The sequence below is a fragment of the Streptomyces sp. NPDC049970 genome, assembly GCF_040660235.1.
Classification (GTDB): domain Bacteria; phylum Actinomycetota; class Actinomycetes; order Streptomycetales; family Streptomycetaceae; genus Streptomyces.
On record NZ_JBFALP010000002.1, the window covers coordinates 644,966 to 669,976 of the forward strand.

Sequence of the window (25,011 nt, forward strand, 5' to 3'; positions counted from 1 at the left end):
CGACCGAAGTAATTCGGCCGCCCTTCGGCATAGGGTCAGGTGTCGCGGGAACGCATCACCCCGACGTAACGTCAGCATGGGTGGAGCGGGCAGCCGTTCCACCCGTTATGGCGAAGGACCCTCGCGCTGTGTCCGTGCATACGGCACTACGATGGAAGCTTCCACGCCCGCAGCGCCGACCCTCGCCTACCTGAACAAGCCATTTCCGCTTCTTGGGAAGGCCCGACGCATCCTCATGGGGAACAAGGGGAACTCAATGTCGTTCATCGGCCGTGACATGGCTATCGACCTCGGGACTGCCAACACGCTGGTGTACGTCAGGGGGCGCGGCATCGTACTGAACGAGCCGTCCGTCGTGGCCATCAACACCAACACCGGCGGAATCCTGGCGGTCGGTGCCGAGGCCAAGAAGATGATCGGGCGCACACCGGGCAACATCGTTGCCGTGCGCCCGCTGAAGGACGGCGTGATCGCCGACTTCGAGATCACGGAGCGCATGCTCCGCTACTTCATCCTCAAGATCCACAAGCGCCGCTACCTGGCCCGCCCGCGGGTCGTCGTCTGTGTGCCCTCCGGCATCACGGGGGTCGAGCGACGCGCCGTCATCGAGGCGTCGACGCAGGCCGGTGCGCGCCAGGTGCACATCATCGAAGAGCCCATGGCTGCGGCGATCGGCTCCGGCCTGCCGGTCCACGAGGCCACCGGCAACATGGTCGTCGACATCGGTGGCGGCACCACCGAGGTCGCGGTGATCTCGCTCGGCGGAATCGTCACTGCCCAGTCGATCCGGGTCGCCGGTGACGAACTGGACAACGCGATCATCCAGCACATCAAGAAGGAGTACTCCCTCCTCCTCGGTGAGCGCACCGCCGAACAGATCAAGATCACGATCGGCTCGGCCTTCGAGATGGAGAAGGACGAGCACACCGAGATCCGCGGCCGCGACCTGGTCTCGGGCCTGCCCAAGACCGTCGTCATCTCGGCGACCGAGGTCCGCAAGGCCATCGAGGAGCCGGTCAACGCGATCGTCGACGCCGTGAAGACGACGCTCGACAAGTGCCCGCCGGAGCTCTCCGGCGACGTCATGGACCGCGGCATCGTCCTCACCGGCGGCGGCGCGCTCCTGCGCGGCCTCGACGAGCGGCTGCGCCACGAGACGGGCATGCCGATCCACATCGCCGAGGACCCGCTGGACTCCGTGGCGCTCGGATCGGGCAAGTGCGTCGAGGAGTTCGAGGCACTGCAGCAGGTGCTCGACGCCCAGCCCCGAAGGTAGGACCGACGATGTTCCGCCGTACGCGCGCAAGCCGCCCGTACGGCGGAACGTCGCTATCAAGGCACGAACATTCCGACGAGGAAGGCACGGCCGCCGCACGTGAGGGACACACGAGAGAGCCGGCTGCTCCTGGTGCTGCTGATCGCCATCGCATTCGCCCTGATCACGGTCGATATCCGCGGTGGCGAGGAGTCACCGGTGGACGGAGCCCGGCAGGCCGCGGCCACGGTCTTCGGACCGGTCGAGAACGGTGTCGCGGCGGCGGTGGACCCGGTGGGCAACGCCATCGGCGCCGTACGGGACTCCGGTGACCGGCACGACCGGATCGCGGCCCTGGAGCAGGAGAACGCCGCGCTGAAGACCAGGCTCGGCAGCGACGACCGCAACACCAGCAAGGTCCGTCAGCTGGACACCATGCTCAAGAGCGCCGGAGCGGGCCAGTACGGCATCAAGGGCGCCGAGGTCATCGCCATAGGAGCCGCTCAGGGCTTCTCCTGGACGATCACCATCGACGCCGGAACGAACGACGGGCTCAAGCGCGACATGACCGTGCTGAACGGCGAAGGGCTCGTCGGCCGCGTCACCACCGTCGGCCCGGACACCGCCACCGTCCTGCTGGCCAACGACCCCGACTTCACGGTCGGCACCCGGCTGGAGAAGACCGACGAGCTCGGCTTCGCCACCGGACAGGGGTCCCGGCCCCTGTCGGTCCAGTTCCTCAACGGCAAGGCCGACGTGAAGAAGGGCGACCGGCTGGTCACCTTCGGGTCCAGCAAGGACAAGCCCTTCGTCCCCGGCGTGCCGGTCGGCGAGGTCGTCCGCGTCGACCCGTCGGGCGGTGACCTGACCCGGACCGTCTACGTCAGCCCGTTCGTCGGCTTCACCAAGCTCGACATCGTCGGCGTCGTCGTCCAGGCGCCCCGCGAGGACCCCCGTGACATGGTCCTGCCGAAGCAGCCCAAGAAGCCGGCGAAGCCCAAGCCCACCCCCACCGTCACGGTCACGGTGCAGCCGAACGGCGACCTCGTCGACGGCAGCGGGAAGGTCGTCGGGAACGTCAACGAGAAGCCCGGCGCCGACGCCTCCGGGAGCCCCTCCGCGAACGCCGACACACCCGCCGGTGACGCGGCGAACGACCAGGAATAGAGCTGATCCCCATGCGTATCAACCGGATGCTGCTCTCCGTCGCCCTGGTCGTGGTCGCCCTGGTCATCCAGGTGTCCGTGCTCGCACGCCTCCAACTGCCCGGCGCCACACCCGACCTGGTGCTGCTCGTCGTCCTCGGACTCGCCTTCGTGTACGGGCCTGTCAGCGGCGCGCTGATCGGCTTCGGCGCGGGCCTCCTCGCCGACCTCGCGCCGCCCGCCGACCACGCCGCCGGGCGGTACGCCCTGGTGCTCTGTCTCATCGGCTACGTCGCCGGACTCGCCCGGCCGGAGAACGGCCAGATCAAGTCGGCCTTCACCCCGATGGCCTTCGTGGTCGCCGCCGCGATCGGATCGACCCTGCTGTACGCCGGGGTGGGCGCCCTCGTCGGCGACACCGCGGCCCGCCACGTGGGCCTGGGCAGCCTGCTGTTCACCGCGGCGGTGTACGACCTGCTCCTCGCGCCGTTCACCGTTCCGCTGATCATGGCGCTCGCGAGACGTACCGAGAACGACCCGGTGGCCGACAGTTCCGGCAGCGGTGACGTCGCCGCCGGCTGGCTGGCCTCCGGGACCGGGCTGCGGATCGGCAGCCAGCGGGGCGGGATGCGCCTGCGGGCGGCCCGAGGCCGCGCCGCACGCGCAGGAAGGATCAAGGGGGTCAAGCGACTGTGAGGTTGTACCGGCACCGGACGAGCACCGGGGACGACCCCCGCGGCCTCGACCGAACCGCCACCGGGGGTGGCCTGTGAGCAACATTCCGGAGACCGGACGGACCCAGCGGGTCCAGATCCGTCTCGTCGTCATCCAGGTCCTCGTCTTCTCCCTCCTCCTGACGCTCGGCGGGCGGCTCTGGTACCTCCAGATCCGCAACGGGCAGGAGTACACCGACGAGGCCAAGAACAACCACGTCCAGCAGGTCGTGCAGCCCGCCGTCCGGGGAGCCATCCTCGACGCGCGCGGTGTGCCGCTCGCCGACAACGAGACCCGCCTCGTCGTCTCCGCGAGCCGCACCGAGCTGATGAAGATGAAGGACGACGGCGTCGGCGTCCTCACCCGGCTGGCCGATGTCCTGGACGTGAAGCCCAAGGACATCCTGGACAAGGTCCGGCTCTGCGACGCCAAGACCCCGCAGCCCTGCTGGAACGGCTCGCCCTACCAACCGATCCCGGTGACCGACGAGGCCACCACCCAGCAGGCCCTCCAGATCCGTGAGCGCGCCGAGGACTTCCCCGGCATCACCGCCGAGCCCACCGCCGTCCGCCGGTACGCAGCACCCGGCAAGGCCAACACCGCCCAGGTCCTCGGCTACCTCTCGCCAGTCACCGACGACGAGGTCACCAAGGCCCAGGACACCGAGTCGCCCTACCTGCGCTCCGACCAGGTCGGCCGCTCGGGCCTGGAGCGCACCTACGACAAGGAACTGCGCGGCAAGGCCGGTGTCACCCGGTACGAGGTCGACAACCTCGGCCGCGTCATCGGGCAGGCGCAGAACGACGAGGCGGAGCCCGGCGCCAGCGTCGTCACCTCCATCGACGCCCGGGTCCAGGCCGTCGCCGAGTACGAGCTCAACAAGGCGATGGAGACGGCCCGCAAGGAGATGGACCGCAACACCAACGAGCTCTACAAGGCGGACTCCGGCGCGGTCGTCGTCATGGAGGCCAAGACCGGCCGCATCGTCTCGATGGCGTCGCTGCCGACGTACGACCCCAACGCCTGGATCGGCGGGATCTCCGCCAAGGACTACGCCAAGCTCACCGGGAAGAAGTCGAACTTCCCGCTGCTGAACCGGGCCATCCAGGGCACCGCCGCACCCGGCTCCATCTTCAAGGTCGTCTCCTCGACCGCGGCGGTCAACGCCGGGTACCCGTTCGACGGCGACTACCCGTGCCCGAGTTCGTACTCCATCGGCGGCCAGACCTTCAAGAACTTCGAGTCCCAGGGCTACGGCAGCATCAGCATCGGCCGCGCCCTCGAGGTCTCCTGCGACACGGTCTACTACGGCCTGGCGCACAGGGAGTGGCAGAAGGACGGCGGCAACAAGCCGAAGAAGAGCCCCGGCGACTGGTTCTACAAGACCGCTCACCAGTTCGGCCTCGGCAAGGAGACGGGCATCGACCTCCCCAACGAGGTCGCCGGCCGTGTCCCGGACCGCCAGTGGAAGCAGAGCTTCTACGACGCCAACAAGACCTCGTGGTGCAAGCAGGGCAAGAAGGACGGCACGTACGTCGAGAAGATCGCGTACGAAGGCTGCCTCGAGGGCTACAAGATGCGCGCCGGTGACTCCGTCAACTACTCGATCGGCCAGGGCGACACCCTCGTCACCCCGATCCAGATGGCGACCATCTACTCCGCGATCTCCAACGGCGGCACCCTGTACGACCCGACCGTCGGCAAGGCGGTCGTCAGCGGCGACGGACAGAACGTCCAGGAGATCAAGCCCCAGGCGCACGGCAAGCTGCCCTTCAAGGGAGACACCCGCGACGAGATAGACGAAGCCCTCGCGGGAGTCGCGACCCGGGGCAGCGCCGCCTGGCGATTCGGCGGTTGGCCCCAGGACAAGATCCCGATGCACGCCAAGACCGGCACGGCCGAGGTCTACGGCAAGCAGACGACCTCCTGGTTCGCCACGTACACCAAGGACTACTCGATCGTCATGACGATCTCCCAGGGTGGTACGGGTTCCGGGGCCTCGGGTCCCGCCGTCCGCAACATCTACAACGCGCTCTACGGACTCGACGCCACCGGGAAGCAGGACCTCAAGAAGGCCCTGCTGCCCAAGCCCCAGAAGGCGCTGCCCAAGATCAAGCCCGACGGTCAGATCGAGTCGCCGAAGATCAAGCCCTACACCCCCGAGCCGCCCGCCGACGACGGCACACAGGCTCTCGCCGCTCCGCTCGCCGGGGCCCCGGGGAGGCGGGACTGATGGCCGGCTTCTCCGTCGCGCGGTACGCCCCCGAGCGATCCACCTGGGCCAAGCTGACCGCACGCGACTCCGTCGTGCGGCGGCTGGACTGGCCCCTGCTCGGCTCGGCGGTCGCCCTGTCGTTCGTCGGCTCGCTCCTGGTCTGGTCGGCGACCCGTGGGCGCGAGTCGCTGACCCACGGCGACCCGTACTACTTCTTCTTCCGCCACGCCCTCAACACCGGTATCGGCCTCGCGCTGATGATCGGCACCATCTGGCTCGGCCACCGCACCCTCCGAGGGGCGGTGCCCGTGCTCTACGGGCTCTCGGTGGTGCTCGTCCTCGCGGTCCTCACGCCACTCGGCGCGACCGTCAACGGCGCGCACGCCTGGATCCTGCTTCCCGGCGGCTTCTCGCTCCAGCCCTCCGAGTTCACCAAGATCACGATCATCCTCGGCATGGCGATGCTGCTCGCCGCCCGCGTCGACGCCGGCGACCAGCAGCACCCCGACCACCGGACCGTCGGCAAGGCGCTCGGCCTGGCCGTCGTCCCGATGGCGATCGTCATGCTGATGCCCGACCTCGGCTCCGTCATGGTCATGGCCGTCATCGTGCTCGGCGTGCTCCTCGCCTCCGGTGCCTCCAACCGCTGGATCTTCGGCCTCCTGGGCGCGGGCACCGCGGGCGCGGTGGCCGTCTGGCAGCTGGGTGTGCTCGACGACTACCAGATCGCCCGCTTCGCGGCCTTCGCCAACCCGGCGCTCGACCCGGCCGGCGTCGGCTACAACACCAACCAGGCCCGCATCGCGATCGGTTCCGGCGGGCTCACGGGCACCGGCCTCTTCAACGGTTCCCAGACGACGGGCCAGTTCGTCCCCGAACAGCAGACCGACTTCGTGTTCACCGTCGCGGGCGAGGAGCTCGGCTTCCTCGGAGCCGGACTCATCATCGTCCTGCTCGGTGTGATCCTCTGGCGCGCCTGCCGGATCGCCCGCGAGACGACCGAGCTGTACGGGACGATCGTGGCCGCCGGGATCATCGCCTGGTTCGCCTTCCAGGCCTTCGAGAACATCGGAATGACGCTGGGGATCATGCCAGTCGCCGGGCTCCCGCTGCCCTTCGTGTCGTACGGAGGATCCTCGATGTTCGCCGTCTGGGTGGCCATCGGACTGCTCCAGTCGATCCGGGTGCAACGGCCGATAACGGCCTGAGCGGGAAGCGGGGCCCCTGCCCATCCGACGGCAATCCGTCTAGATTCGGTGTATGGCGGACTCGAAGCGTGAGATCGAGCGCAAGTACGAGGCGACCCCCGAAACCCGGCTGCCCGACCTGACCCGTGCGGCCGGGGTCTCGGCCGTGCGGCACCGCGGCCTCATGGAGCTGGACGCGGTCTACCACGACACCGAGGACCTACGGCTGGCCGCGGACTCGATCACGCTGCGCCGCAGAACGGGCGGGTCCGACGAGGGTTGGCACCTCAAGTTCCCCGTCTCCACGGGCATCCGCGACGAGATCCACGCCCCGCTGAACGACACCCTGCCCGAGGACCTCGCCGGGCTGATCCGCTCCCGGGTCCGGGACAGCCCGGTGATCCCCGTCGTGCGGCTCCGCTCCGCCCGCGACGTCCACCACCTCCTGGACGAGGACGGCGCCCTGCTCGCCGAACTGAGCGTCGACGAGGTCCGTGCCGAGCGCCTCACCGATGCCGGTCGCGGCTCCACGGCCGCCTGGACCGAGCTCGAGGTCGAGCTGGCCGACGACCGCGACCCCGCCGTCCTCGACGCCGTCGAACGCGGGCTGCGCGAGGCCGGGGTGCTGCCCGCCGCCGCACCCTCCAAGCTGGCCAGGGCGCTGGAGGAGACGGCCCCGGAGGAGTCGGGGCACCCGAAGGACGCGGCCCCGCCGCGCGACGCGGGCGACCACGTACTCGCCTACGTGCGCCGGCAGGTCACGGCCGTCGTCGCCCTCGACCCGGCCGTGCGCCGTGAGCTGCCCGATTCCGTGCACCGCATGAGGGTCGCCACCCGGCGGCTGCGCAGCGCCTTCAGGACCTACCGCAGGATCCTCGACAGGACCGTCACCGACCCCCTGGGCGACGAGTTGCGGTGGCTCGCCGCCGAGCTCGGCGTCGACCGCGACCGGGAAGTGCTCGACGAGAGGCTGCGGGCCAGGATCGACGCGCTGCCCGGCACCCTGGTGCTCGGCCCGGTGAGCGCACGGCTGAAGGTCGCGTCCACCGCCCGGCGCGGCGGGGCCCGGCGCCGGATCGTCTCCGTACTCGACGGGAGGCGCTACCTCGACCTCCTCGACTCGCTCGACGCGCTCCTCGCCGATCCGCCCTTGCGGCCCGGCGCCGCCGCGGAACCGGTGGACGCCCTGCCCCGGGCGGTCCTCAAGGACTACGACCGGCTCGCCGCCCGCATCGGCCGAGCCCTCGACCAGCCGCCCGGCCACGAGCGCGACCTCGCCCTGCACGAGGCCCGCAAGGCCGCCAAGCGCGTCCGGTACGCGGGGGAGGCGGCGAGGCCCGCGCTGGGCAAGCCCGCCAGGAGGTTCTCCCGCCGGATGAAGTCCGTACAGACCGTCCTCGGCGACCACCAGGACAGCGTCATGGCCCGGAAGGCCCTGCGCGCCCTGGCGGTCCAGGCCCACGCCGCGGGGGAGTCCGCGTTCACCTGGGGGCTCCTGTACGGCCAGGAGGAGTCGGCGGCACGGGCACGCGAACGCGAACTGCCCGATGTGTGGGCGAGGGCGTCGCACCCCCGACCGCGCACGGCGTGGAAAGGCTGAGCACCGGGTTACGCTTGATGGTCACCCCTGCCAGCTACGAAGGTCCTCAGATGTCTGCCGAGTCGGTCTTCCCACAGCTCGAAGCTCTGCTCCCGCACGTGCAGAAGCCCATCCAGTACGTCGGCGGTGAGCTGAACTCCACCGTCAAACCGTGGGACGAATGCGACGTCCGCTGGGCACTCATGTACCCGGACGCCTACGAGGTCGGACTCCCCAACCAGGGCGTCATGATCCTGTACGAGGTACTCAACGAGCGCGAGGGCGTCCTCGCCGAGCGCACGTACAGCGTGTGGCCGGACCTCGAGGAGCTGATGCGCGAGCACAAGGTGCCGCAGTTCACCGTGGACAGCCACCGGCCCGTCGGCGCCTTCGACGTGTTCGGGCTGAGCTTCTCCACCGAGCTCGGCTACACCAACATGTTCACCGCCCTGGACCTCGCGGGCATCCCGCTGGAGTCCAAGGACCGCACCGTCGACCACCCGATCGTGCTGGCGGGCGGCCACGCCGCGTTCAACCCCGAGCCGATCGCGGACTTCATCGACTGCGCGGTCATCGGCGACGGCGAGCAGGCGGTCCTGGAGATCACTGAGATCATCCGCGCCTGGAAGGCGGAGGGCCGGCCCGGTGGCCGCGAGGAGGTGCTGTTCCGCCTCGCGAGGACCGGCGGCGTCTACGTCCCGGGCTTCTACGACGTCGAGTACCTCCCCGACGGCCGCATCGGCCGCGTCGTGCCCAACAGGTCCGGGGTGCCGTGGCGCGTGTCCAAGCACACCGTCATGGACCTGGACGAGTGGCCGTACCCCAAGCAGCCGCTGGTCCCCCTCGCCGAGACCGTCCACGAGCGGATGTCCGTCGAGATCTTCCGCGGCTGCACCCGTGGCTGCCGTTTCTGCCAGGCCGGCATGATCACGCGCCCCGTGCGGGAGCGGAGCATCACCGGCATCGGCGAGATGGTCGAGAAGGGGCTCAAGGCCACCGGCTTCGAGGAGGTGGGTCTCCTCTCGCTCTCCTCCGCGGACCACAGCGAGATCGGTGACATCGCGAAGGGCCTCGCCGACCGGTACACCGAGGACAAGATCGGCCTGTCGCTGCCCTCCACCCGGGTCGACGCCTTCAACGTGGACCTGGCCAACGAGCTGACCCGCAACGGCCGCAGGTCGGGCCTCACCTTCGCCCCCGAGGGCGGATCCGAGCGCATGCGCAAGGTCATCAACAAGATGGTCTCGGAGGAGGACCTGATCCGCACGGTCGCCACCGCGTACGGCAACGGCTGGCGGCAGGTGAAGCTGTACTTCATGTGCGGCCTGCCCACCGAGACCGACGAGGACGTCCTCCAGATCGGCGACATGGCGGTCAACGTGATCGCCAAGGGCCGCGAGGTCTCCGGGCAGAACGACATCCGCTGCACCGTCTCCATCGGCGGCTTCGTCCCCAAGCCGCACACCCCCTTCCAGTGGGCCCCGCAGCTCAGCGCCGAGGACACCGACGCCCGGCTGAAGAAGCTCCGGGACAAGATCCGCGACGACAAGAAGTACGGCCGCTCCATCGGCTTCCGGTACCACGACGGCAAGCCCGGCATCGTCGAGGGCCTGCTCTCCCGGGGCGACCGCCGCGTCGGTGCCGTGATCCGCGAGGTCTACGAGTCCGGCGGCCGCTTCGACGGCTGGCGCGAGCACTTCAGCTACGACCTCTGGATGAGGAGCGCCGAGAAGGCGCTGCCCGCCTTCGGCGTGGACGTCGACTGGTACACCACCCGGGAGCGGACGTACGAGGAGGTCCTGCCCTGGGACCACCTGGACTCCGGCCTCGACAAGGACTGGCTCTGGGAGGACTGGCAGGACTCGCTCGACGAGACCGAGGTCGAGGACTGCCGCTGGACGCCGTGCTTCGACTGCGGCGTCTGCCCGCAGCTCGACCTGGACATCCAGATCGGCCCGACCGGCAAGAAGCTCCTGCCGCTCACGGTCGTGAAGTAGGCACACCTGGCGGGGAGTCCGCTGACGAACGCCCGGTCCGGGATCTACCGGACCGGGCGTTCGCGTCCCGCACGGCATGGGCCTCGGGAAGCACCGCACACCTCCCACCGGGCGAAAGCGGCCGGGCCCGGGGCGGTCCGTGGCAGCCGGGACGCGCTGTCGGCCACCCGGGGGACGGAGCGCGCGGGCGTCGTGACTTCCGGCGGGCGTCGGTGGGCGCGCCGCAGGTCAGGGACGCGCGGGAACTCTGAGGGTCCGCTGCGCGTACCCTGGGTAGGACAACGACTGTCCCCAGCGCGGCGCCCGCGCCCGAGATCTCCCCGAAGGCCGGTAGAACCGTCCGGCGGGGGTGAGCCGGAGCGGCACCCCGGGGCATCCTGTACTTCGTGGGCGGCACGCCACCGCGTTCGCCCCGCACCGAGGAGAAGAACCACTGGGCAAGCGACAGCCCGAAGGCCCGCCGCCCGCACCGGCGGTGCAGCGCATCAGACTGCGCTACACCAAGCGGGGCCGCCTCCGGTTCACCAGTCACAGAGACTTCCAGCGCGCCTTCGAGCGGGCGCTGCGACGCTCCGAGGTCCCGATGGCCTACTCGGCCGGTTTCACCCCGCACCCCAAGGTGTCGTACGCCAACGCGGCGCCCACCGGCACGGGCAGCGAGGCCGAGTTCCTGGAGATCGCCCTCACCGAGGCGCGGGATCCCGGCACCCTCCGCGAGCTGCTCGACGCGTCCATGCCCGAGGGCCTCGACGTGATCGACGCGGTGGAGGCCCGTACCTCGGGCCTCGCCGACCGGCTCACCGCCTCCGTGTGGGAGATGCGGCTGGACGGCGTCGCCGTGCAGGACGCCCGAAAGGCCGTGGCCGCCTTCCTGGAGGCCGAGACCGTCGAGGTCCAGCGCCGTGCCAAGAACGGCATGAGGACCTTCGACGCCCGCGCGGCCGTGGCTGATCTTCAGGCCCTTGATCCACAGCCTGATAGGTCCGGGGACACGCCCTGTGCGATACTGCGGCTGGTAGTGCGGCACGTGACACCTGCCGTGCGACCCGACGACGTCCTGTCCGGTCTCCGAGCTGTGGCCGACCTAACGCCGCCGGTCCCCGCAGCGGTGACCAGGCTGGCGCAGGGGCTCTTCGACGAGGAGTCCGGCACGGTGACCGACCCGCTCGCGCCCGACCGCGAGGCAGCCCCGGCCGTTTCCACGGCTGATCCGGCCGCCGCCGCGACGGCGCCGGAAGGTGCAGGTTCCGCGTAAGGCGGTCGTTGTAGCGCAGCCCTCTGACTCGGGAGCCACCTGGGTCGGGCCGCGCACCGCCCCATAAGACTTTCGCCAGGCCGTGCGTAGCGCGTACGGAACCGGCGAGCCAGACATCAGCTCCCGTGCGGCGCCCGCGCCCCGGACGGCGGTATCGCGCACATCACGCGAATCGCGTCGGACCGGAACCAGGCGCGGCGCCCGGGAGCGCGACGGGAGAACCGCCCGCATGCCCGAGAACGCATCCGGCACGACCGGAAACACCGAAGACAACAACGCCCCCGGGGACAAGCTGCCCCCGCGCCGCAGGCGCCGCGCGGCGTCCCGGCCCGCCGGCCCGCCTTCGGGCGAGCAGGGTACGACCGCCCCCGAGGACGTCACGCCGACGGCCGCTGCCGAGGAGACGCCCGAGCCGGCGGAGGCCGCGCCGCCGGTGCGTGCGCGTCGTCGTGCGGTCCGTAAGGCGACCGCTCCGGCGGGTGCGCCGCAGGCCGCGGAGGTCGTGGAGACCGTCGCCGAGCCCGCCGTGGAGATCCCGGCCGAGGAAGAGGCCGAAGAGGCCCCTGTCGTCGAGGCCCCGCGTGGCCGCCGTCGTGCCTCCCGCAAGGCGACCGCCCCCGCAGGCGCTCCCCAGCCCGTCGAGGAGATCGCCGACGCGGAGGCCGCCGAGACCGGCGAGAGCCTTCCCGCCGCCGTCGCCGAGGAACTCGCCACCGAGACCGAGCAGGTCGAGGAGGCCGCGCCCCGAGGCCGCCAGCGCCGTCGGGCCACCGCCGCCGCAGGCCGCCCCGAGTTCACCGGCAAGGCCGAGGAGCCCGCCCGCAAGGGCCGTCGCGCGACGCGCCCCGCCGTGGCCGTGTTCCAGGCCCCGGTCTTCTCCGAGCCGATGTTCCAGACGCCGGAGTCCGCGGCTGCGGCAGCGGCGGCCACCGGTCCCGCCTCGTCGTCCGACGAGGGCGACGAGGTCCAGGAGCGGAGGACCACGGACCGCGCGCCGCGCAGGGCCGAGGGCAGGCAGGCCGCCGAGGCCGCTCCGGCTCCGGCGGAAGCCGCCGAGCCCGCCGAGGCCGCGCCGCAGGGTGGCTCGCGCCGTCGCCGTCGCCGTCGCGGTGAGACCGTCGAGACCGAGCCGGCCGCGACGCCGGTCTCGCTCCCCGCCGAGCAGGCCGCTCCGCCAGCCGCCCCCGTCGAGGACGAGCACGACGCCGAGCCCGAGAACGACGCCGAGCACGAGGGCGACGAGTCGGACGAGTACGGCGACCGGCCCTCGCGCCGTCGCCGTCGGGGTGGACGCCGCCGCCGTCGCGGCGAGGCCAACGACACGGACGACGCGGATCAGCAGGACGACTCCGCGGACCGCTCCGATGACGAGCACGACGACGACGAGGACGACCACGAGTCCTCCTCCGGATCCAGCAGCAGCCGTCGCCGTCGCCGCCGTCGCCGCCGCAGCGGGGACGCCTCCGGCGAGGACACGGGCGCGGGCTCCGGCGCGGACGACCCGGAGCGTACGGTCGTCAAGGTCCGCGAGCCGCGTGAACGGCGTGCGAAGGAAGCGGCCGAGCGCGAGCCCGGCACGGGCTTCGACGAGGTCCAGTCCATCAAGGGCTCGACCCGTATGGAGGCCAAGAAGCAGCGCCGCCGCGAGGGCCGTGAGCAGGGCCGCCGCCGCGTCCCGATCATCACCGAGGCCGAGTTCCTGGCCCGCCGGGAGGCCGTCGAGCGCGTCATGGTCGTCCGCCAGAGCGGCGAGCGCACCCAGATCGGCGTCCTCGAGGACAACGTGCTCGTCGAGCACTACGTCAACAAGGAGCAGGCCACCAGCTACGTCGGCAACGTCTACCTGGGCAAGGTGCAGAACGTACTGCCGTCCATGGAGGCCGCCTTCGTCGACATCGGCAAGGGCCGCAACGCCGTCCTGTACGCCGGTGAGGTGAACTTCGAGGCGCTCGGCATGGCCCATGGGCCGCGCCGCATCGAGACCGCGCTGAAGTCCGGCCAGTCCGTCCTCGTCCAGGTGACGAAGGACCCGATCGGCCACAAGGGCGCCCGCCTGACCAGCCAGGTCTCGCTGCCCGGCCGTTACCTGGTCTACGTGCCCGAGGGCTCGATGACCGGCATCAGCCGCAAGCTGCCCGACACCGAGCGCGCCCGGCTGAAGACCATCCTCAAGAAGATCGTCCCCGAGGACGCGGGCGTCATCGTGCGTACCGCCGCCGAGGGCGCGAGCGAGGACGAGCTGCGCCGTGACGTCGAGCGGCTGCAGCAGCAGTGGGAAGAGATCCAGAAGAAGTCGAAGAACACCAGCAGCTCCAACGCCCCGACGCTGCTCTACGGCGAGCCGGACATGACGGTCCGAGTCGTCCGCGACATCTTCAACGAGGACTTCTCGAAGGTCATCGTCAGCGGTGACGACGCCTGGGAGACCATCCACGGCTACGTCTCGCACGTGGCGCCCGACCTCAACGACCGTCTGTCGCGCTGGACCTCCGAGGTCGACGTCTTCGCGACGTACCGGATCGACGAGCAGCTGATGAAGGCGCTGGACCGCAAGGTCTACCTGCCGAGCGGTGGCTCGCTGGTGATCGACAAGACCGAGGCGATGGTCGTCGTCGACGTCAACACCGGCAAGTTCACCGGTCAGGGCGGAAACCTCGAGGAGACCGTCACCAAGAACAACCTGGAGGCGGCCGAGGAGATCGTGCGCCAGCTGCGGCTGCGCGACCTCGGAGGCATCGTCGTCGTCGACTTCATCGACATGGTGCTCGAGTCGAACCGGGACCTGGTGCTGCGGCGGCTGCTGGAGTGCCTGGGACGCGACCGTACGAAGCACCAGGTCGCGGAGGTCACCTCGCTCGGCCTGGTCCAGATGACGCGCAAGCGGGTGGGCCAGGGTCTGCTGGAGTCCTTCTCCGAGACCTGCGTCCACTGCAACGGCCGCGGCGTGATCGTCCACATGGAGCAGCCGACGTCCGCCGGCGGCGGTGGTGGCGGTGGCAAGCGGTCCAAGAAGCGCGGCCGCGGTGGTGCCGGACACGACCACGACCACGACCACGACCACACCGAGCACCTGGCGGACAACGAGTCGGAGACGGAGGCCGAGGTCGCCGCCGAGGTCGCCGCTCCGGTGGCGCTGCCGGAACCGGAGTTCGTCGCCGACGAGGAGCTGTACAGCAACCCCGCCGAGGCGGAGGCGGCTGCGTCGCGCGGTCGTGGCCGCCGTCGCGCGACCCGCAAGGTCAGCGCTCCGGCCGGTGCGCCCGCCCCTGTGGCGGAGCCCGCTCCGGCGCCGGTCGCCGAGGCGAAGCCGCAGGCCGAGCCCGCCGCCGCGACCGAGGCTCCGGCCGTTGCCACGGAGGCCGCCCCGGTGGAGGCAACCCCGGCGGAGGCCGCGCCGCCGGCTCGTACCCGCCGCAGGGCGACGCGGAAGGCGACCGCACCCGCGGGCTCGCCCAAGCAGGCCGACGTGACACCGCCGGCGCAGCCGTCCGAACCCGCTGCGGAGCCCGTCGCGGTCGAGGACCCGGTGGTGGAGGCCCCGGCGTCCACTCCCTCGGACGAGGCGGCGGAGCCCGAGGCTCCGGCAGCTCCGGCTCCGCGCGCCCGTCGCAGGGCGACCCGTAAGGCCACCGCTCCGGCCGGGTCCCCTGCCGGCGCCGAGGACTCGGCGGTCGTGGTGGTCACGGACGACGAGGCCGACACGCCCGACACCCCCGGTGCCGAAGTTTCGGAACCGGAGAATCCGGTAAAGAAGGCGGCCGCGCGCAAGACCGCCAAGAAGGCCACGGCGAAGAAGGCGGCCACGAAGAAGGCGCCCGCCAAGACGGTCGCGAAGAAGACCGCCGCGAAGAAGACGACCACGAAGAAGGCCGCGTCCAAGAAGACGGTCGCAGCCGAGCAGTCGTCGCCTTCCGTGACGGCTTCCGCCCCGGCCGACGACTCCGGTTCTGCCGCAGGCTGAGCATTTCGTAATCCGCTGTTCACCTGTTCGTGTCCCGCTCCTAAACCTTGGGGGCGGGACACGTGCTTTGTTTCAGAACCGATGCAGTAGCCGGTTAACAGGCCTGAAATCACCTGAGAAATCCCTGATAATGTGACGGCGGTCGCTGCCCGTGAGGTTCCAGGATGGAAATCACAGTCAGTGACCGACCCGGTTCAGGACAGACCGGGCCCAGATTCCTCGGTGGGGCGTCGGCATTGTGCCGGTGGGGTTGTGCGCGGCCTTGTAAGACGTCCCGCACCCCGGACCTCTGCCTGACGAAGAGCTCTTGCGGTGTTCAAGGAGGACGTCCATGACGAGCATCAACGAGCAGCCGATTCCTGCTGCCCGCCCGGTCATCGGTGAAGAAGAGATCGAGGCCGCGGTGCGTGTGCTGCGCAGCGGTCGCGTAGTGCAGGGCCCCGAGGTCGCGGCCTTCGAGGAGGGCTTCTCGGAGCTGGTCGACGGCCGCCACTGCGTCGCCGTCAACTCCGGTACGTCCGCGTTGCACATGCTCCTCCTCGCCCTCGGTGTCGGTCCGGGCGACGAGGTGATCGTCCCCTCCTTCTCCTTCGCGGCCTCGGCCAACGCGGTCCGACTGGTAGGCGCGGACGTCGTGTTCGCGGACATCGAGCCCGGCAGCTACGGCCTCGACCCGGCCGCCGTCGAGGCGGCGGTCACCCCGCGCACGGCCGCCATCATGCCGGTGCACCTCTACGGACACCCGGCAGCCATGGACAAGCTCATGCCGATCGCGGCCAAGCACAAGCTCGCCGTCGTCGAGGACGCGTGCCAGGCGCACGCCGCTGCCCTGAACGGCACCCCCGTCGGCGCGTTCGGCGAAGGCGGAACGTTCAGCTTCTACCCGACGAAGAACATGCACGCGCTCGAAGGCGGCATGGTCACCACGGCCGACGCCGAACTCGCCCGCACCCTGCGCCTCCTGCGCAACCAGGGCATGGAGCAGCGGTACGCCAACGAGATCGTCGGCGCCAACATGCGCATGACGGACGTCGCCGCCGCGGTCGGCCGCGTACAGCTCACCAAGATCGGTGGCTGGACCGATCAGCGCCGCGCCAACGCCGCGTACCTCGACGCGCACATCTCCGCCCCGAACGTGACGACGCCGCCGGTCGCGGACGGCGCCCGCCACGTGTACCACCAGTACACGATCCGGGTGCAGGGCGACCGCGAGGCCGCCATGGCCAAGCTCACCGAGGCCGGCATCGGCAACGCGGTCTACTACCCGACCCCCATCCACCGGCTCAAGCCGTACTGGGAGCCGGACCAGAAGGCCGGCCGCAACTGGGACCTGCCCGAGACCGAGCGGGCCGCCGCCGAGGTCGTCTCGCTCCCCGTCCACCCGTCGCTGGGCGAGGGTGACCTGGAGCGCATCGTCAACGCCGTGAACGCACTGGGGGAGAGTCTGTGAGCGCCGCCGTACTGAAGGCCGGTCTCATCGGCCTCGGCTCCATGGGCCGCCACCACGCCCGCGTCCTCGCCGGACTCGAAGGCGTGGAACTGGTCGGCGTCGTCGACCCGATGGGCGACAAGAACGGCTGGGCACAGGGCGCACCCGTCCTGTCGACCGTCGAGGAGCTCATCGCGCTCGGCGTCGACTACGCGGTCGTCGCCTGCCCGACCGCACTGCACGAGACGGTCGGCCTGCAGCTGGCGGACGCCGGCGTGTGCGCGCTGATCGAGAAGCCGCTCGCCGACACCGTCGAGGGCGCCCGCCGCCTCGTCGAGGCCTTCGAGTCGCGCGACCTGGTGGCCGGCGTCGGCCACATCGAACGCTGCAACCCGGCCCTGCGCTCGCTGCGCAGCCGCCTGGAGGCCGGCGAACTGGGCGACGTGTTCCAGGTCGTCACCCGCCGCCAGGGCCCCTTCCCCCACCGCATCGCGGACGTCGGCGTCGTCAAGGACCTCGCCACGCACGACATCGACCTGACGAGCTGGGTGACCGGCCAGACGTACACCTCGATCGCGGCCCACACCGTGTCGAAGTCGGGCCGCCCGCACGAGGACATGGTGTCCGCGGTGGGCCAGCTCTCCGACGGCACCATGGTCAACCACCTGGTCAACTGGCTGAGCCCGCTCAAGGAGCGCTTCACCTCGGTCACCGGCGAGCGCGGCTGCTACATCGCCGACACGCTCACCGCCGACCTCACGTTCCACTCGAACGCGTCGGTGACCACCGAATGGGAGGCGCTGCGCGCGTTCCGCGGTGTCTCCGAGGGCGACATGGTCCGCTACGCGATCCCGAAGCGCGAGCCGCTGCTCGTCGAGCACGAGCTGTTCAGGGACGCCGTACTGGGCGAGTCTGCTGATATCTGCACATTGCGGCAGGGTCTGCGTACCGTTGAGGTCGCGGCGGCCGTGCTCGAGTCGGCAGCGAGCCGCACCACCGTCCGTCTGGACACCGATCGTGCGGCGGGCTGAATCCCTGGCAGTGGACATAGCGCTCCACTGCCAGGCCTGTCGCGCACTCCGGGGGAGTGCGCGACAGGTCAAGGCTCGTTCGTCTTCCACCGGAGGAAGTACAGGATGAAATCCCCTGCCCGCCGACCGCGGCTCGCCGTGATCGTGGCCAACGGCATCACGGGCGATTCGCGGGTCCAGAAGACGGCTGTGGCCGCGGCCCGCGACGGCTGGGACGTGACGCTGATCGGCAGGAGCGACACCAAGCGCGTCCAGCGGTCGCGCATGGGCCCGATCGAGGTGGTCCGTGTCCCCGTGACCACGGAGTACGTTCGCTCGGTGAAGGCCCGCAGGACCCACCCCCTGCGCGGTGCGCTGACGCAGTTCCGCATCCAGGACCAGACGGCGCTGAGCCATTACCGCGCCTCCTACCGGGCGTGGGTGCGTCAGACGTCGGCCGAGACGAGCTGGTCCGGTGCTCCCCGGCGGGCGTCGCTCAAGGCCGTGCTGCGCGCACGTCGAGCCGTGTACAAGCTGCGGGTGCGCGCATTCAAGTGGGAGCAGCGCAGGGTGCCGAAGGAGCCGGAGCCGGTCAGCGACTGGCGGCTCGACTGGCCCCAGCTCGTCGACCTGGACCTGGCGTTCGGCCCGGTCATCGAAGAACTCGCGCCGGACGTCATCCACGCCAACGACTCCACCATGATCGTGACGGCTGCCCGCAGCGCCGCCCGGCTCCGGGCCAGCGGTCACCGGTGCGCGTGGCTCTACGACGCCCACGAGTACGTCCGTGGCGTGGAGTGGCCCAACCCGCGGCAGGCGTACGCCCTGCCCGCTGCCGAGGCCGAGTTCATCGGGCGGGCCGACGCCGTGGTCACCGTGTCCCCGCAGCTGGCCGAGCTCCTCAAGAGCGACCACAAGCTCCCCGAGCTTCCTCTCGTGGTGGGCAACTCCCCGGTCCGCGAGGTCATCGGGTCCGGCTCGGTGCGGGCGTCGGTCCGCGAGATGTGCGGGCTGGGACCCGAGGTCCCGCTCATGGTCTACTCGGGATGGCTCGGCCCGGAGCGCGGTGTGGACGCCGTCATCGACGGTCTCCCCGAGCTGCCCGGTGTTCATCTCGCCCTGGTCTGCAGCCGGGTGACGCCCCTGCTGGAGCAGTTGCTGGCGACGGCGGTGACGCTCGGCGTACGCGACCGCATCCACCTGGTGCCGTACGTCTCCCAGCACGAGGTCGCCGACTACCTGTCCTCGGCAGACGTCGGCCTGACCCCGTTCCGACGCGTGCCCAACTGTGAGGTCTCGCTGCCTACGAAGGTCTCCGAATACCTTCAGGCACGCCTTCCGCTGGTCACCAGCGATGTGCGGGTCATCAAGGCCTACGTGGAGGAGAAGGGGCTCGGCGAGGTCTTCACCTGGGACGATCCCGCCACCTTCGCCGCTGCCGCGGCCCGCGCGCTCGAGCGGCGCGGTGAGCTTGCCGAAGCCATCACCGAGGACGTGCTCAAGGAGCTCTCCTGGGAGCAGCAGAGCGCCGGACTGCTGGAGCTCTACCGCACCCTGTCGAAGAAGACACCGCCGGTGCCGGCCACCGAGATCCCGTGGACCGTCCAGGAGACCCCGGGGGCGGCGCGGATCGGTTCGAGCAGCGGCAAGTCCGGCGTTCCGGTCTGGACCCCTCTCGGTTCCACTCCGGTCAGGCTGGGCATCGGCCCGGCCAACTACGCCGGTCAGGGAGCGGCCTTCGCCCAGGCGCTGTCGCAGGCAGATCCTGATGTGTCCGTCGAAGTCGTCATGAACCAGCGTTCCGACACCTTCGACTACCCGGCCGACGTCTACGTGGACGCCTCCCGGCTCGGCGAGCTCGACATCCAGCTGGAGCAGGTCAAGCGGATCGTCGGCAGGTACAGCCACCTGATCGTCGACGCCTTCATGCCGGTCTTCGGGCGGCTCAACGGCGAGACCGTCGCAGGTGACCTCGCCGCGCTCCGCAAGGCACGCGTGAAGGTGGCGCTCCTTTCGCACGGCAGCGACATCCGCCACCCCGACCGTCATCTGGAGCGGCACGAGTACTCGCTGTTCCGGGACGCTCCCGACGGCATCGCCGACAAGCTCCGGAGCAAGGCCGAGACCAACCGGCGCATCGCCGACGAGTCCGGGCTCCCGCTGTTCGTCACGACCCCCGACCTCCTGGACGACCTGCCCGCGGCAAAGTGGGCCCCGCTGGTGGTGGACGTCGCCTCGTGGGCGGCCGACGCACCGGTGATGGAGCGCAAGCGGCCCATCGTGCTGCACGCCCCGTCCAAGCGCTGGACGAAGGGTACGGACCGGATCATGCCCGTACTCACCGAACTGCACGACAGCGGTGTGATCGACTTCAGGCTCGCCGAGGACATCCCCTGGGCGCAGATGCAGGAACTGGTCAAGGAGAGCGACCTGGTCCTGGACCAGTTCACCACAGGCAGTTACGGCACGTTCGCGGTCGAGGCCATGGCCGCGGGCAAGCCGGTGATCGGTTACATCAGTGACGCGGTGAAGGCCACGACGAACGGCGAACTGCCCATCGTCGGTGCCACGCCCGCCACTCTGCGTGAAGTGCTGGGCTCCTTGATCGACGATCGTGAGGGCACTGCGGCCATCGGCCGCGCCTCGGTGGAGTTCGCACGCACGTACCACGACGGACGATGGACCGCGCAGGTTCTGAGCGGATTCCTCAAGTGACGCGTCCGGGGGAAAGGTTGTTCATGGAGACGCAGGAAGCCGGCATCGAGCGGCCCCGCAGGGGCCGGGTCGTCATGCTCGTCGACAACAAGGTCGAAGGTGATTCGCGAGTACAGAAGGCCGCGGAGTCCATGGCTGCGGCCGGCTGGGACGTGACGTTGCTCGGACTGGTCCGCTCGGGCAACGGCCGCAGCTGGAAGCTCGGCGACGCCGATGTGCGACTGCTGCCGCTGAAGACGCCACTGGCGAAGCGCCATGCCGAGCGGCACCGCTCGCTGCTGCGCCGTCCCCTTGCCTACCCGCCCGGTCCGCTCGGCGCGTACCGGCGGCAGTGGGCCAAGGCGTGGCGCGCCGATGTGGCGACCCGCCGTGCCGCGCTCAAGGTGGTGCCCGACGCGGTCGGTTCGCCGGCCTTCCGCAAGACGGAACAGGTTCGCCTGGCGCTGGCAGGACCGGCGTCCAAGGCGATGCAGCGCTGGATCGAGCTCCGGTCCCGCCAGTCCACCGAGGCCCAGAAGGCGGGTCGAAGGCTCCAGGGTCCGCTGGACCGGGCCTTCACCGCGACCTGGAAGGCGACCAAGGGGAAGAGGGCCTGGCGCAGGCTCGAGCCTGCGCTGTGGGACTACGAACTGACCTACGGCAAGGAGATCGACGCGCTCGCGCCGGACCTGATCCACGCCAACGACTTCCGGATGCTCGGTGTCGGTGCCCGCGCGGCCGTCCGGGCCAGGGCAGCCGGCCGCCAGGTCAAGCTGGTCTGGGACGCCCACGAGTTCCTGCCCGGAGTCCGCCCCTGGGAGGACAACGCGCACTGGATTCCGGGCAACACGGCGCATGAGAGCGAGTACGCCCCGTACGCCGACGCGGTCGTGACCGTCTCGGAAGGGCTCGCCGACCTGTTGCGTGAGCGCCACTCCCTCACCGAGCAGCCCACGGTCGTGCTCAACGCGCCCGACAAGCCCGTCGAGCGGTCCGGCGCGGCCGACCCGGACGAGGTGCCGGACCTGCGCGAGCTGTGCGGCATCGGTCCCGACGTCCCGCTGGTGGTCTACAGCGGGTCTCCTGGTCCGCAGCGCGGCCTCGGGGACATGGTGGAGACGCTGCCGCAGCTCGACGGCGTACACATGGCGTTCGTGGTGCCGAATCCGGCCGCGGCCTACATAAAGGGCCTGCTGGCCCGGGCCGAGGAGCTGGGAGCCGGGGACCGTCTGCACGCGGTGCCCTACGTACCGCACTGGCAGGTCGTCCCGTTCCTGTCCGCGGCGAACGCCGGCTGCATCCCGATCCACCACTGGCCGAACCACGAGATCGCCCTGATCACCAAGTTCTTCGAGTACTCGCACGCCCGGCTGCCCCTGGTCGTGAGCGATGTGAAGACCATGTCCGAGGTGACGCGCTCGACCGGGCAGGGCGAGGTCTGCACCGCCGAGGACGTCGCCGACCTGGCCCGTGCGATCAAGCAGGTGCTGGCCGCCCCGGAGCAGTACCGCGCCGCGTACGACAAGCCCGGGCTGCTGGACACCTGGACCTGGGAAGCACAGGCCGAGGTCCTCGACGGGCTGTACGCCGGCCTGCTCCCTGACCGCGAGAAGGCGGAGAACAGACGATGACGACGGCTCCTGACGTCAGTGTGGTTGTCGCGGTCTACAACACGATGCCCTACCTGACCGAATGCCTGAACTCCCTCGTCGGACAGAGCATCGGTCTCGAACGGCTCGAGATCGTCGCGGTCGACGACGGATCGACGGACGAGAGCAGCGCCGAGCTCGACCGGTTCGCCGCGCGTTACCCCGGCACGGTCAAGGTCATTCACCAGGCCAACTCCGGTGGCCCCGCCGCGCCCAGCAACAGGGCGCTGGAGGTGGCGACCGGACGGTTCGTCTACTTCATAGGGTCGGACGACTACCTGGGCGAGGAAGCGCTCGCGCGCATGGTGGGCTACGCGGACGAGCACGAGTCCGACGTCGTCATCGGCAAGATGGTCGGGACCAACGGCCGCTACGTGCACCAGAAGCTGTACAAGAACAACGACCCCGACATCAGCCTCTACCGTTCGAGTCTGCCGTTCACGCTGGCCAACACCAAGCTCTTCCGGCGCGAGTTGGTCGAGAGGCACGGCCTGCGCTTCCCCGAGGACCTTCCGGTCGGCAGCGACCAGCCCTTCACCATCGAGGCGTGCGTCCGGGCCCGGAAGATCTCGGTGCTCTCGGACTACACGTTCTACTACGCGGTGAAGCGCGGTGACGCCAGCAACATCACCTACCGGGCCGATCATCTGTCCCGGCTGCGGTGCACCGCGGCGATCATGAAGCACACGGCCTCGCTCGTCGACGCCGGCCCCGACCGGGACGCGCTGTTCAAGCGGCACTTCACGTGGGAGCTCGCCAAGCTCGTCCAGGAGGACTTCCCCGCGCTCGACGCCGACACCCGGCGACAGGTCTGCGCGGGTGTCGCCGCCCTCGCGGACGAGTACCTCACCGACGAGCTCCGGGACTCCCTGGACGTGAAGCGCCGGGTACGGATCTGTCTCGCGCAGGCCGGTGCCGTCGACGAACTGGTCAGGGCCGTCACGGAGGAGGCGGAGCACGGCGCCCCGCCCTTCCACCTCGAAGACGGCCGGGCCTTCGCCCGGTACCCGGGTTTCCGCGACGAGGCCCTCGGTCTTCCCGACCGCGTCTTCGAGCTGATCGGCGAGGCCGTGCCCGGGCGGCTGGCCCAGGGCACGAAGCTTCTCGCCGCGGAGTGGGACCAGAGCGGCGACGACCTTCACCTCGTGCTCACGGCCCGGGTCGGGGTTCTCGGTGACACGGGCTCCCTCTCCGTGCGCCTGGCGAAGGGGGCCATGCCCAAGAGCGCGGACAAGCCCGGTGCGCGCCGGCTTCCTGCCGACCACGAACTTCCCCCCGTCGAAGGGGAGTTCGTGTACGGGACCACGGACGACGGCCGGGCCACGACGGTGCGGGGCCGGGTTCCGGTCCATGCCGTGAAGTCCAAGCGCGGTGTCCGTGTGTACGTGGACGTGGCAGGCTCGACGTACGAGATCCCGGTGAAGACCGGCGGAAGGCCGCTCCCCCTGGCCCGCCGGTGGCGGCAGGCCGTCCCGTACAGGGTCGCGGCGAACCAGAACCCCAAGGGCCGGCTCGTGATCACGACGGCGCCGCTGTGGGACATCGAACCCGGTGCGGGCAAGCGGCTGCGCCACATGCTGTCCAGGCTGAAGAGGAAAGTAATCCGATGAACATCTGTGTAGTCGCGCTCGGCAAGATCGGCCTACCGCTCGCCGTGCAGTTCGCAGCCAAGGGCCACAAGGTCATCGGCGCGGATGTCAACGAGAAGGTCGTCGAGCTGGTCAACGCGGCCACCGAGCCGTTCCCCGGCGAGCACGACCTGGACGTCAAGCTCAAGGAGACCGTGGGCGCCGGCCTGCTCTCCGCCACGACGGACACCACGGCCGCTGTCGCGGCCTCCGACGCCGTCGTTGTCGTGGTCCCGCTCTTCGTGGACGCCGAGGGAACCCCGGACTTCGGCTGGATGGACTCGGCGACGAAGGCCATCGCCGCAGGCCTGAAGCCCGGCACCCTCGTCAGCTACGAGACCACCCTCCCGGTCGGCACCACGCGCACCCGCTGGGCGCCGATGCTCGCCGAGGGGTCCGGTCTCACCCCCGGGCGCGACTTCCACCTCGTCTTCTCCCCGGAGCGCGTGCTGACCGGCCGCGTCTTCGCCGACCTGCGCCGCTACCCCAAGCTCGTCGGCGGCATCGACGAGGCTTCCGCCCAGCGCGGCGTCGAGTTCTACGAGTCCGTGCTCGACTTCGACGACCGCGAGGACCTGCCCCGCCCGAACGGCGTCTGGGACCTCGGTACGGCGGAGGCCTCCGAGCTGGCCAAGCTCGCCGAGACCACCTACCGCGATGTCAACATCGGGCTGGCCAACCAGTTCGCCCGGTTCGCCGACAAGAACGACATCGACGTCAAGAAGGTCATCGAGGCCTGCAACAGCCAGCCCTACAGCCACATCCACCAGCCCGGTATCGCGGTCGGCGGCCACTGCATCCCGATCTACCCCCGGATGTACCTGTGGAACGACCCCGAGGCGACCGTCGTGCGCTCCGCGCGTGAGGCCAACGCCGCGATGCCCGAGTACGCCGTCGACCTGCTGGCCGCCGCCTACGGCGACCTGGACGGCGTCGGGGTGCTCGTGCTGGGCGCCGCCTACCGCGGTGGCGTCAAGGAGACCGCCTTCTCCGGCGTCTTCGGAGTCGTGGAGGCGCTTAAGGCGCGCGGCGCGGTGCCGTTCGTCTCGGACCCCATGTACACGGCCGACGAACTGACGGCGCACCACCTCGTGCCCCACCAGGGCCAGGCCGTCACCGCCGCGATCCTCCAGGCCGACCACGCCGAGTACCGTGAGCTGGCCTCCGCCGACCTGCCGGACGTCCGCGTCCTGGTCGACGGACGTCGTACGACCGACCCGGCCAACTGGGCGGGCGTGCGCCGCGTCGTCATCGGCGGCTGACCGCTTCGCAGCAACGGCCGGAGGCCCTCAC

At 70.4% G+C, this 25,011-nt stretch carries 15 protein-coding genes; all 15 read left to right on the forward strand.

Going from position 1 to position 25,011, the window contains the following annotated elements; all coding sequences use genetic code 11:
• The first annotated feature begins 256 nt into the window (after nucleotides 1–256).
• The 15 genes from AB0I83_RS05685 (at nucleotide 257) to AB0I83_RS05755 (ending at nucleotide 24,980) form a co-directional block, all read left to right on the forward strand.
• Entirely contained in the window at nucleotides 257–1,276 is a 1,020-nt protein-coding gene (locus tag AB0I83_RS05685; protein WP_073746922.1) for a rod shape-determining protein, read from the forward strand.
• Nucleotides 1,277–1,375: 99 nt separating this feature from the next.
• On the forward strand, nucleotides 1,376–2,422 hold the full coding sequence (mreC, locus tag AB0I83_RS05690) for a rod shape-determining protein MreC (protein WP_356534735.1): 1,047 nt from the start codon (nucleotides 1,376–1,378) through the stop codon (nucleotides 2,420–2,422).
• Between the two features lie 11 nt (nucleotides 2,423–2,433).
• A complete protein-coding gene (gene mreD / locus AB0I83_RS05695) occupies nucleotides 2,434–3,096 on the forward strand; it encodes a rod shape-determining protein MreD (RefSeq protein ID WP_356842145.1) in 663 nt (220 codons plus the stop codon).
• Nucleotides 3,097–3,169: 73 nt separating this feature from the next.
• Nucleotides 3,170–5,347 (forward strand): penicillin-binding protein 2, encoded by a 2,178-nt coding sequence (mrdA, locus tag AB0I83_RS05700; RefSeq protein ID WP_356534739.1) that lies wholly within the window; start codon nucleotides 3,170–3,172, stop codon nucleotides 5,345–5,347.
• Nucleotides 5,347–6,537 (forward strand): rod shape-determining protein RodA, encoded by a 1,191-nt coding sequence (gene rodA / locus AB0I83_RS05705; RefSeq protein ID WP_356534741.1) that lies wholly within the window; start codon nucleotides 5,347–5,349, stop codon nucleotides 6,535–6,537. Before mrdA ends, rodA begins: the two co-directional genes overlap by 1 nt.
• A gap of 52 nt (nucleotides 6,538–6,589) precedes the next feature.
• Nucleotides 6,590–8,116: a CYTH and CHAD domain-containing protein gene (locus AB0I83_RS05710; RefSeq protein WP_363303736.1), complete on the forward strand. Its 1,527-nt coding sequence runs from the start codon at nucleotides 6,590–6,592 to the stop codon at nucleotides 8,114–8,116.
• 50 nt (nucleotides 8,117–8,166) lie between these two features.
• Nucleotides 8,167–10,092 carry a TIGR03960 family B12-binding radical SAM protein gene (locus tag AB0I83_RS05715; RefSeq protein ID WP_356534744.1) on the forward strand — a complete coding sequence of 642 codons (1,926 nt, stop codon included), beginning with the start codon at nucleotides 8,167–8,169 and terminating at the stop codon, nucleotides 10,090–10,092.
• A gap of 475 nt (nucleotides 10,093–10,567) precedes the next feature.
• Complete coding sequence (locus AB0I83_RS05720; protein WP_356842143.1) at nucleotides 10,568–11,347, forward strand: TIGR03936 family radical SAM-associated protein; 780 nt, start codon at nucleotides 10,568–10,570, stop codon at nucleotides 11,345–11,347.
• Nucleotides 11,348–11,576: 229 nt separating this feature from the next.
• A complete protein-coding gene (locus AB0I83_RS05725; RefSeq protein ID WP_363303737.1) occupies nucleotides 11,577–15,308 on the forward strand; it encodes an Rne/Rng family ribonuclease in 3,732 nt (1,243 codons plus the stop codon).
• A gap of 331 nt (nucleotides 15,309–15,639) precedes the next feature.
• Nucleotides 15,640–16,758 carry a DegT/DnrJ/EryC1/StrS family aminotransferase gene (locus AB0I83_RS05730; RefSeq protein ID WP_363303738.1) on the forward strand — a complete coding sequence of 373 codons (1,119 nt, stop codon included), beginning with the start codon at nucleotides 15,640–15,642 and terminating at the stop codon, nucleotides 16,756–16,758.
• Nucleotides 16,755–17,768, forward strand: coding sequence for a Gfo/Idh/MocA family oxidoreductase (locus AB0I83_RS05735; protein ID WP_356534750.1), 1,014 nt, complete (start codon nucleotides 16,755–16,757; stop codon nucleotides 17,766–17,768). Before AB0I83_RS05730 ends, AB0I83_RS05735 begins: the two co-directional genes overlap by 4 nt.
• 105 nt (nucleotides 17,769–17,873) lie before the next feature.
• Complete coding sequence (locus AB0I83_RS05740) at nucleotides 17,874–20,462, forward strand: glycosyltransferase (RefSeq protein ID WP_363303739.1); 2,589 nt, start codon at nucleotides 17,874–17,876, stop codon at nucleotides 20,460–20,462.
• Between the two features lie 23 nt (nucleotides 20,463–20,485).
• On the forward strand, nucleotides 20,486–22,072 hold the full coding sequence (locus AB0I83_RS05745) for a glycosyltransferase family 4 protein (RefSeq protein WP_356534753.1): 1,587 nt from the start codon (nucleotides 20,486–20,488) through the stop codon (nucleotides 22,070–22,072).
• Nucleotides 22,069–23,700 carry a glycosyltransferase family 2 protein gene (locus AB0I83_RS05750; protein ID WP_356534755.1) on the forward strand — a complete coding sequence of 544 codons (1,632 nt, stop codon included), beginning with the start codon at nucleotides 22,069–22,071 and terminating at the stop codon, nucleotides 23,698–23,700. The genes AB0I83_RS05745 and AB0I83_RS05750 overlap by 4 nt, the downstream gene beginning before the upstream one ends.
• Nucleotides 23,697–24,980: a nucleotide sugar dehydrogenase gene (locus AB0I83_RS05755; protein ID WP_356534757.1), complete on the forward strand. Its 1,284-nt coding sequence runs from the start codon at nucleotides 23,697–23,699 to the stop codon at nucleotides 24,978–24,980. The genes AB0I83_RS05750 and AB0I83_RS05755 overlap by 4 nt, the downstream gene beginning before the upstream one ends.
• Nucleotides 24,981–25,011 lie beyond the last annotated feature (31 nt).

Coding starts and splice junctions, on each gene's coding strand:
- AB0I83_RS05685 (WP_073746922.1), top strand. CDS start 257: ATGTCGTTCATCGGCCGTGACATGGCTATCGACCTCGGGACTGCCAAC.
- mreD (WP_356842145.1), top strand. CDS start 2,434: ATGCGTATCAACCGGATGCTGCTCTCCGTCGCCCTGGTCGTGGTCGCC.
- rodA (WP_356534741.1), top strand. CDS start 5,347: ATGGCCGGCTTCTCCGTCGCGCGGTACGCCCCCGAGCGATCCACCTGG.
- AB0I83_RS05710 (WP_363303736.1), top strand. CDS start 6,590: ATGGCGGACTCGAAGCGTGAGATCGAGCGCAAGTACGAGGCGACCCCC.
- AB0I83_RS05715 (WP_356534744.1), top strand. CDS start 8,167: ATGTCTGCCGAGTCGGTCTTCCCACAGCTCGAAGCTCTGCTCCCGCAC.
- AB0I83_RS05725 (WP_363303737.1), top strand. CDS start 11,577: ATGCCCGAGAACGCATCCGGCACGACCGGAAACACCGAAGACAACAAC.
- AB0I83_RS05730 (WP_363303738.1), top strand. CDS start 15,640: ATGACGAGCATCAACGAGCAGCCGATTCCTGCTGCCCGCCCGGTCATC.
- AB0I83_RS05740 (WP_363303739.1), top strand. CDS start 17,874: ATGAAATCCCCTGCCCGCCGACCGCGGCTCGCCGTGATCGTGGCCAAC.
- AB0I83_RS05745 (WP_356534753.1), top strand. CDS start 20,486: ATGGAGACGCAGGAAGCCGGCATCGAGCGGCCCCGCAGGGGCCGGGTC.
- AB0I83_RS05750 (WP_356534755.1), top strand. CDS start 22,069: ATGACGACGGCTCCTGACGTCAGTGTGGTTGTCGCGGTCTACAACACG.
- AB0I83_RS05755 (WP_356534757.1), top strand. CDS start 23,697: ATGAACATCTGTGTAGTCGCGCTCGGCAAGATCGGCCTACCGCTCGCC.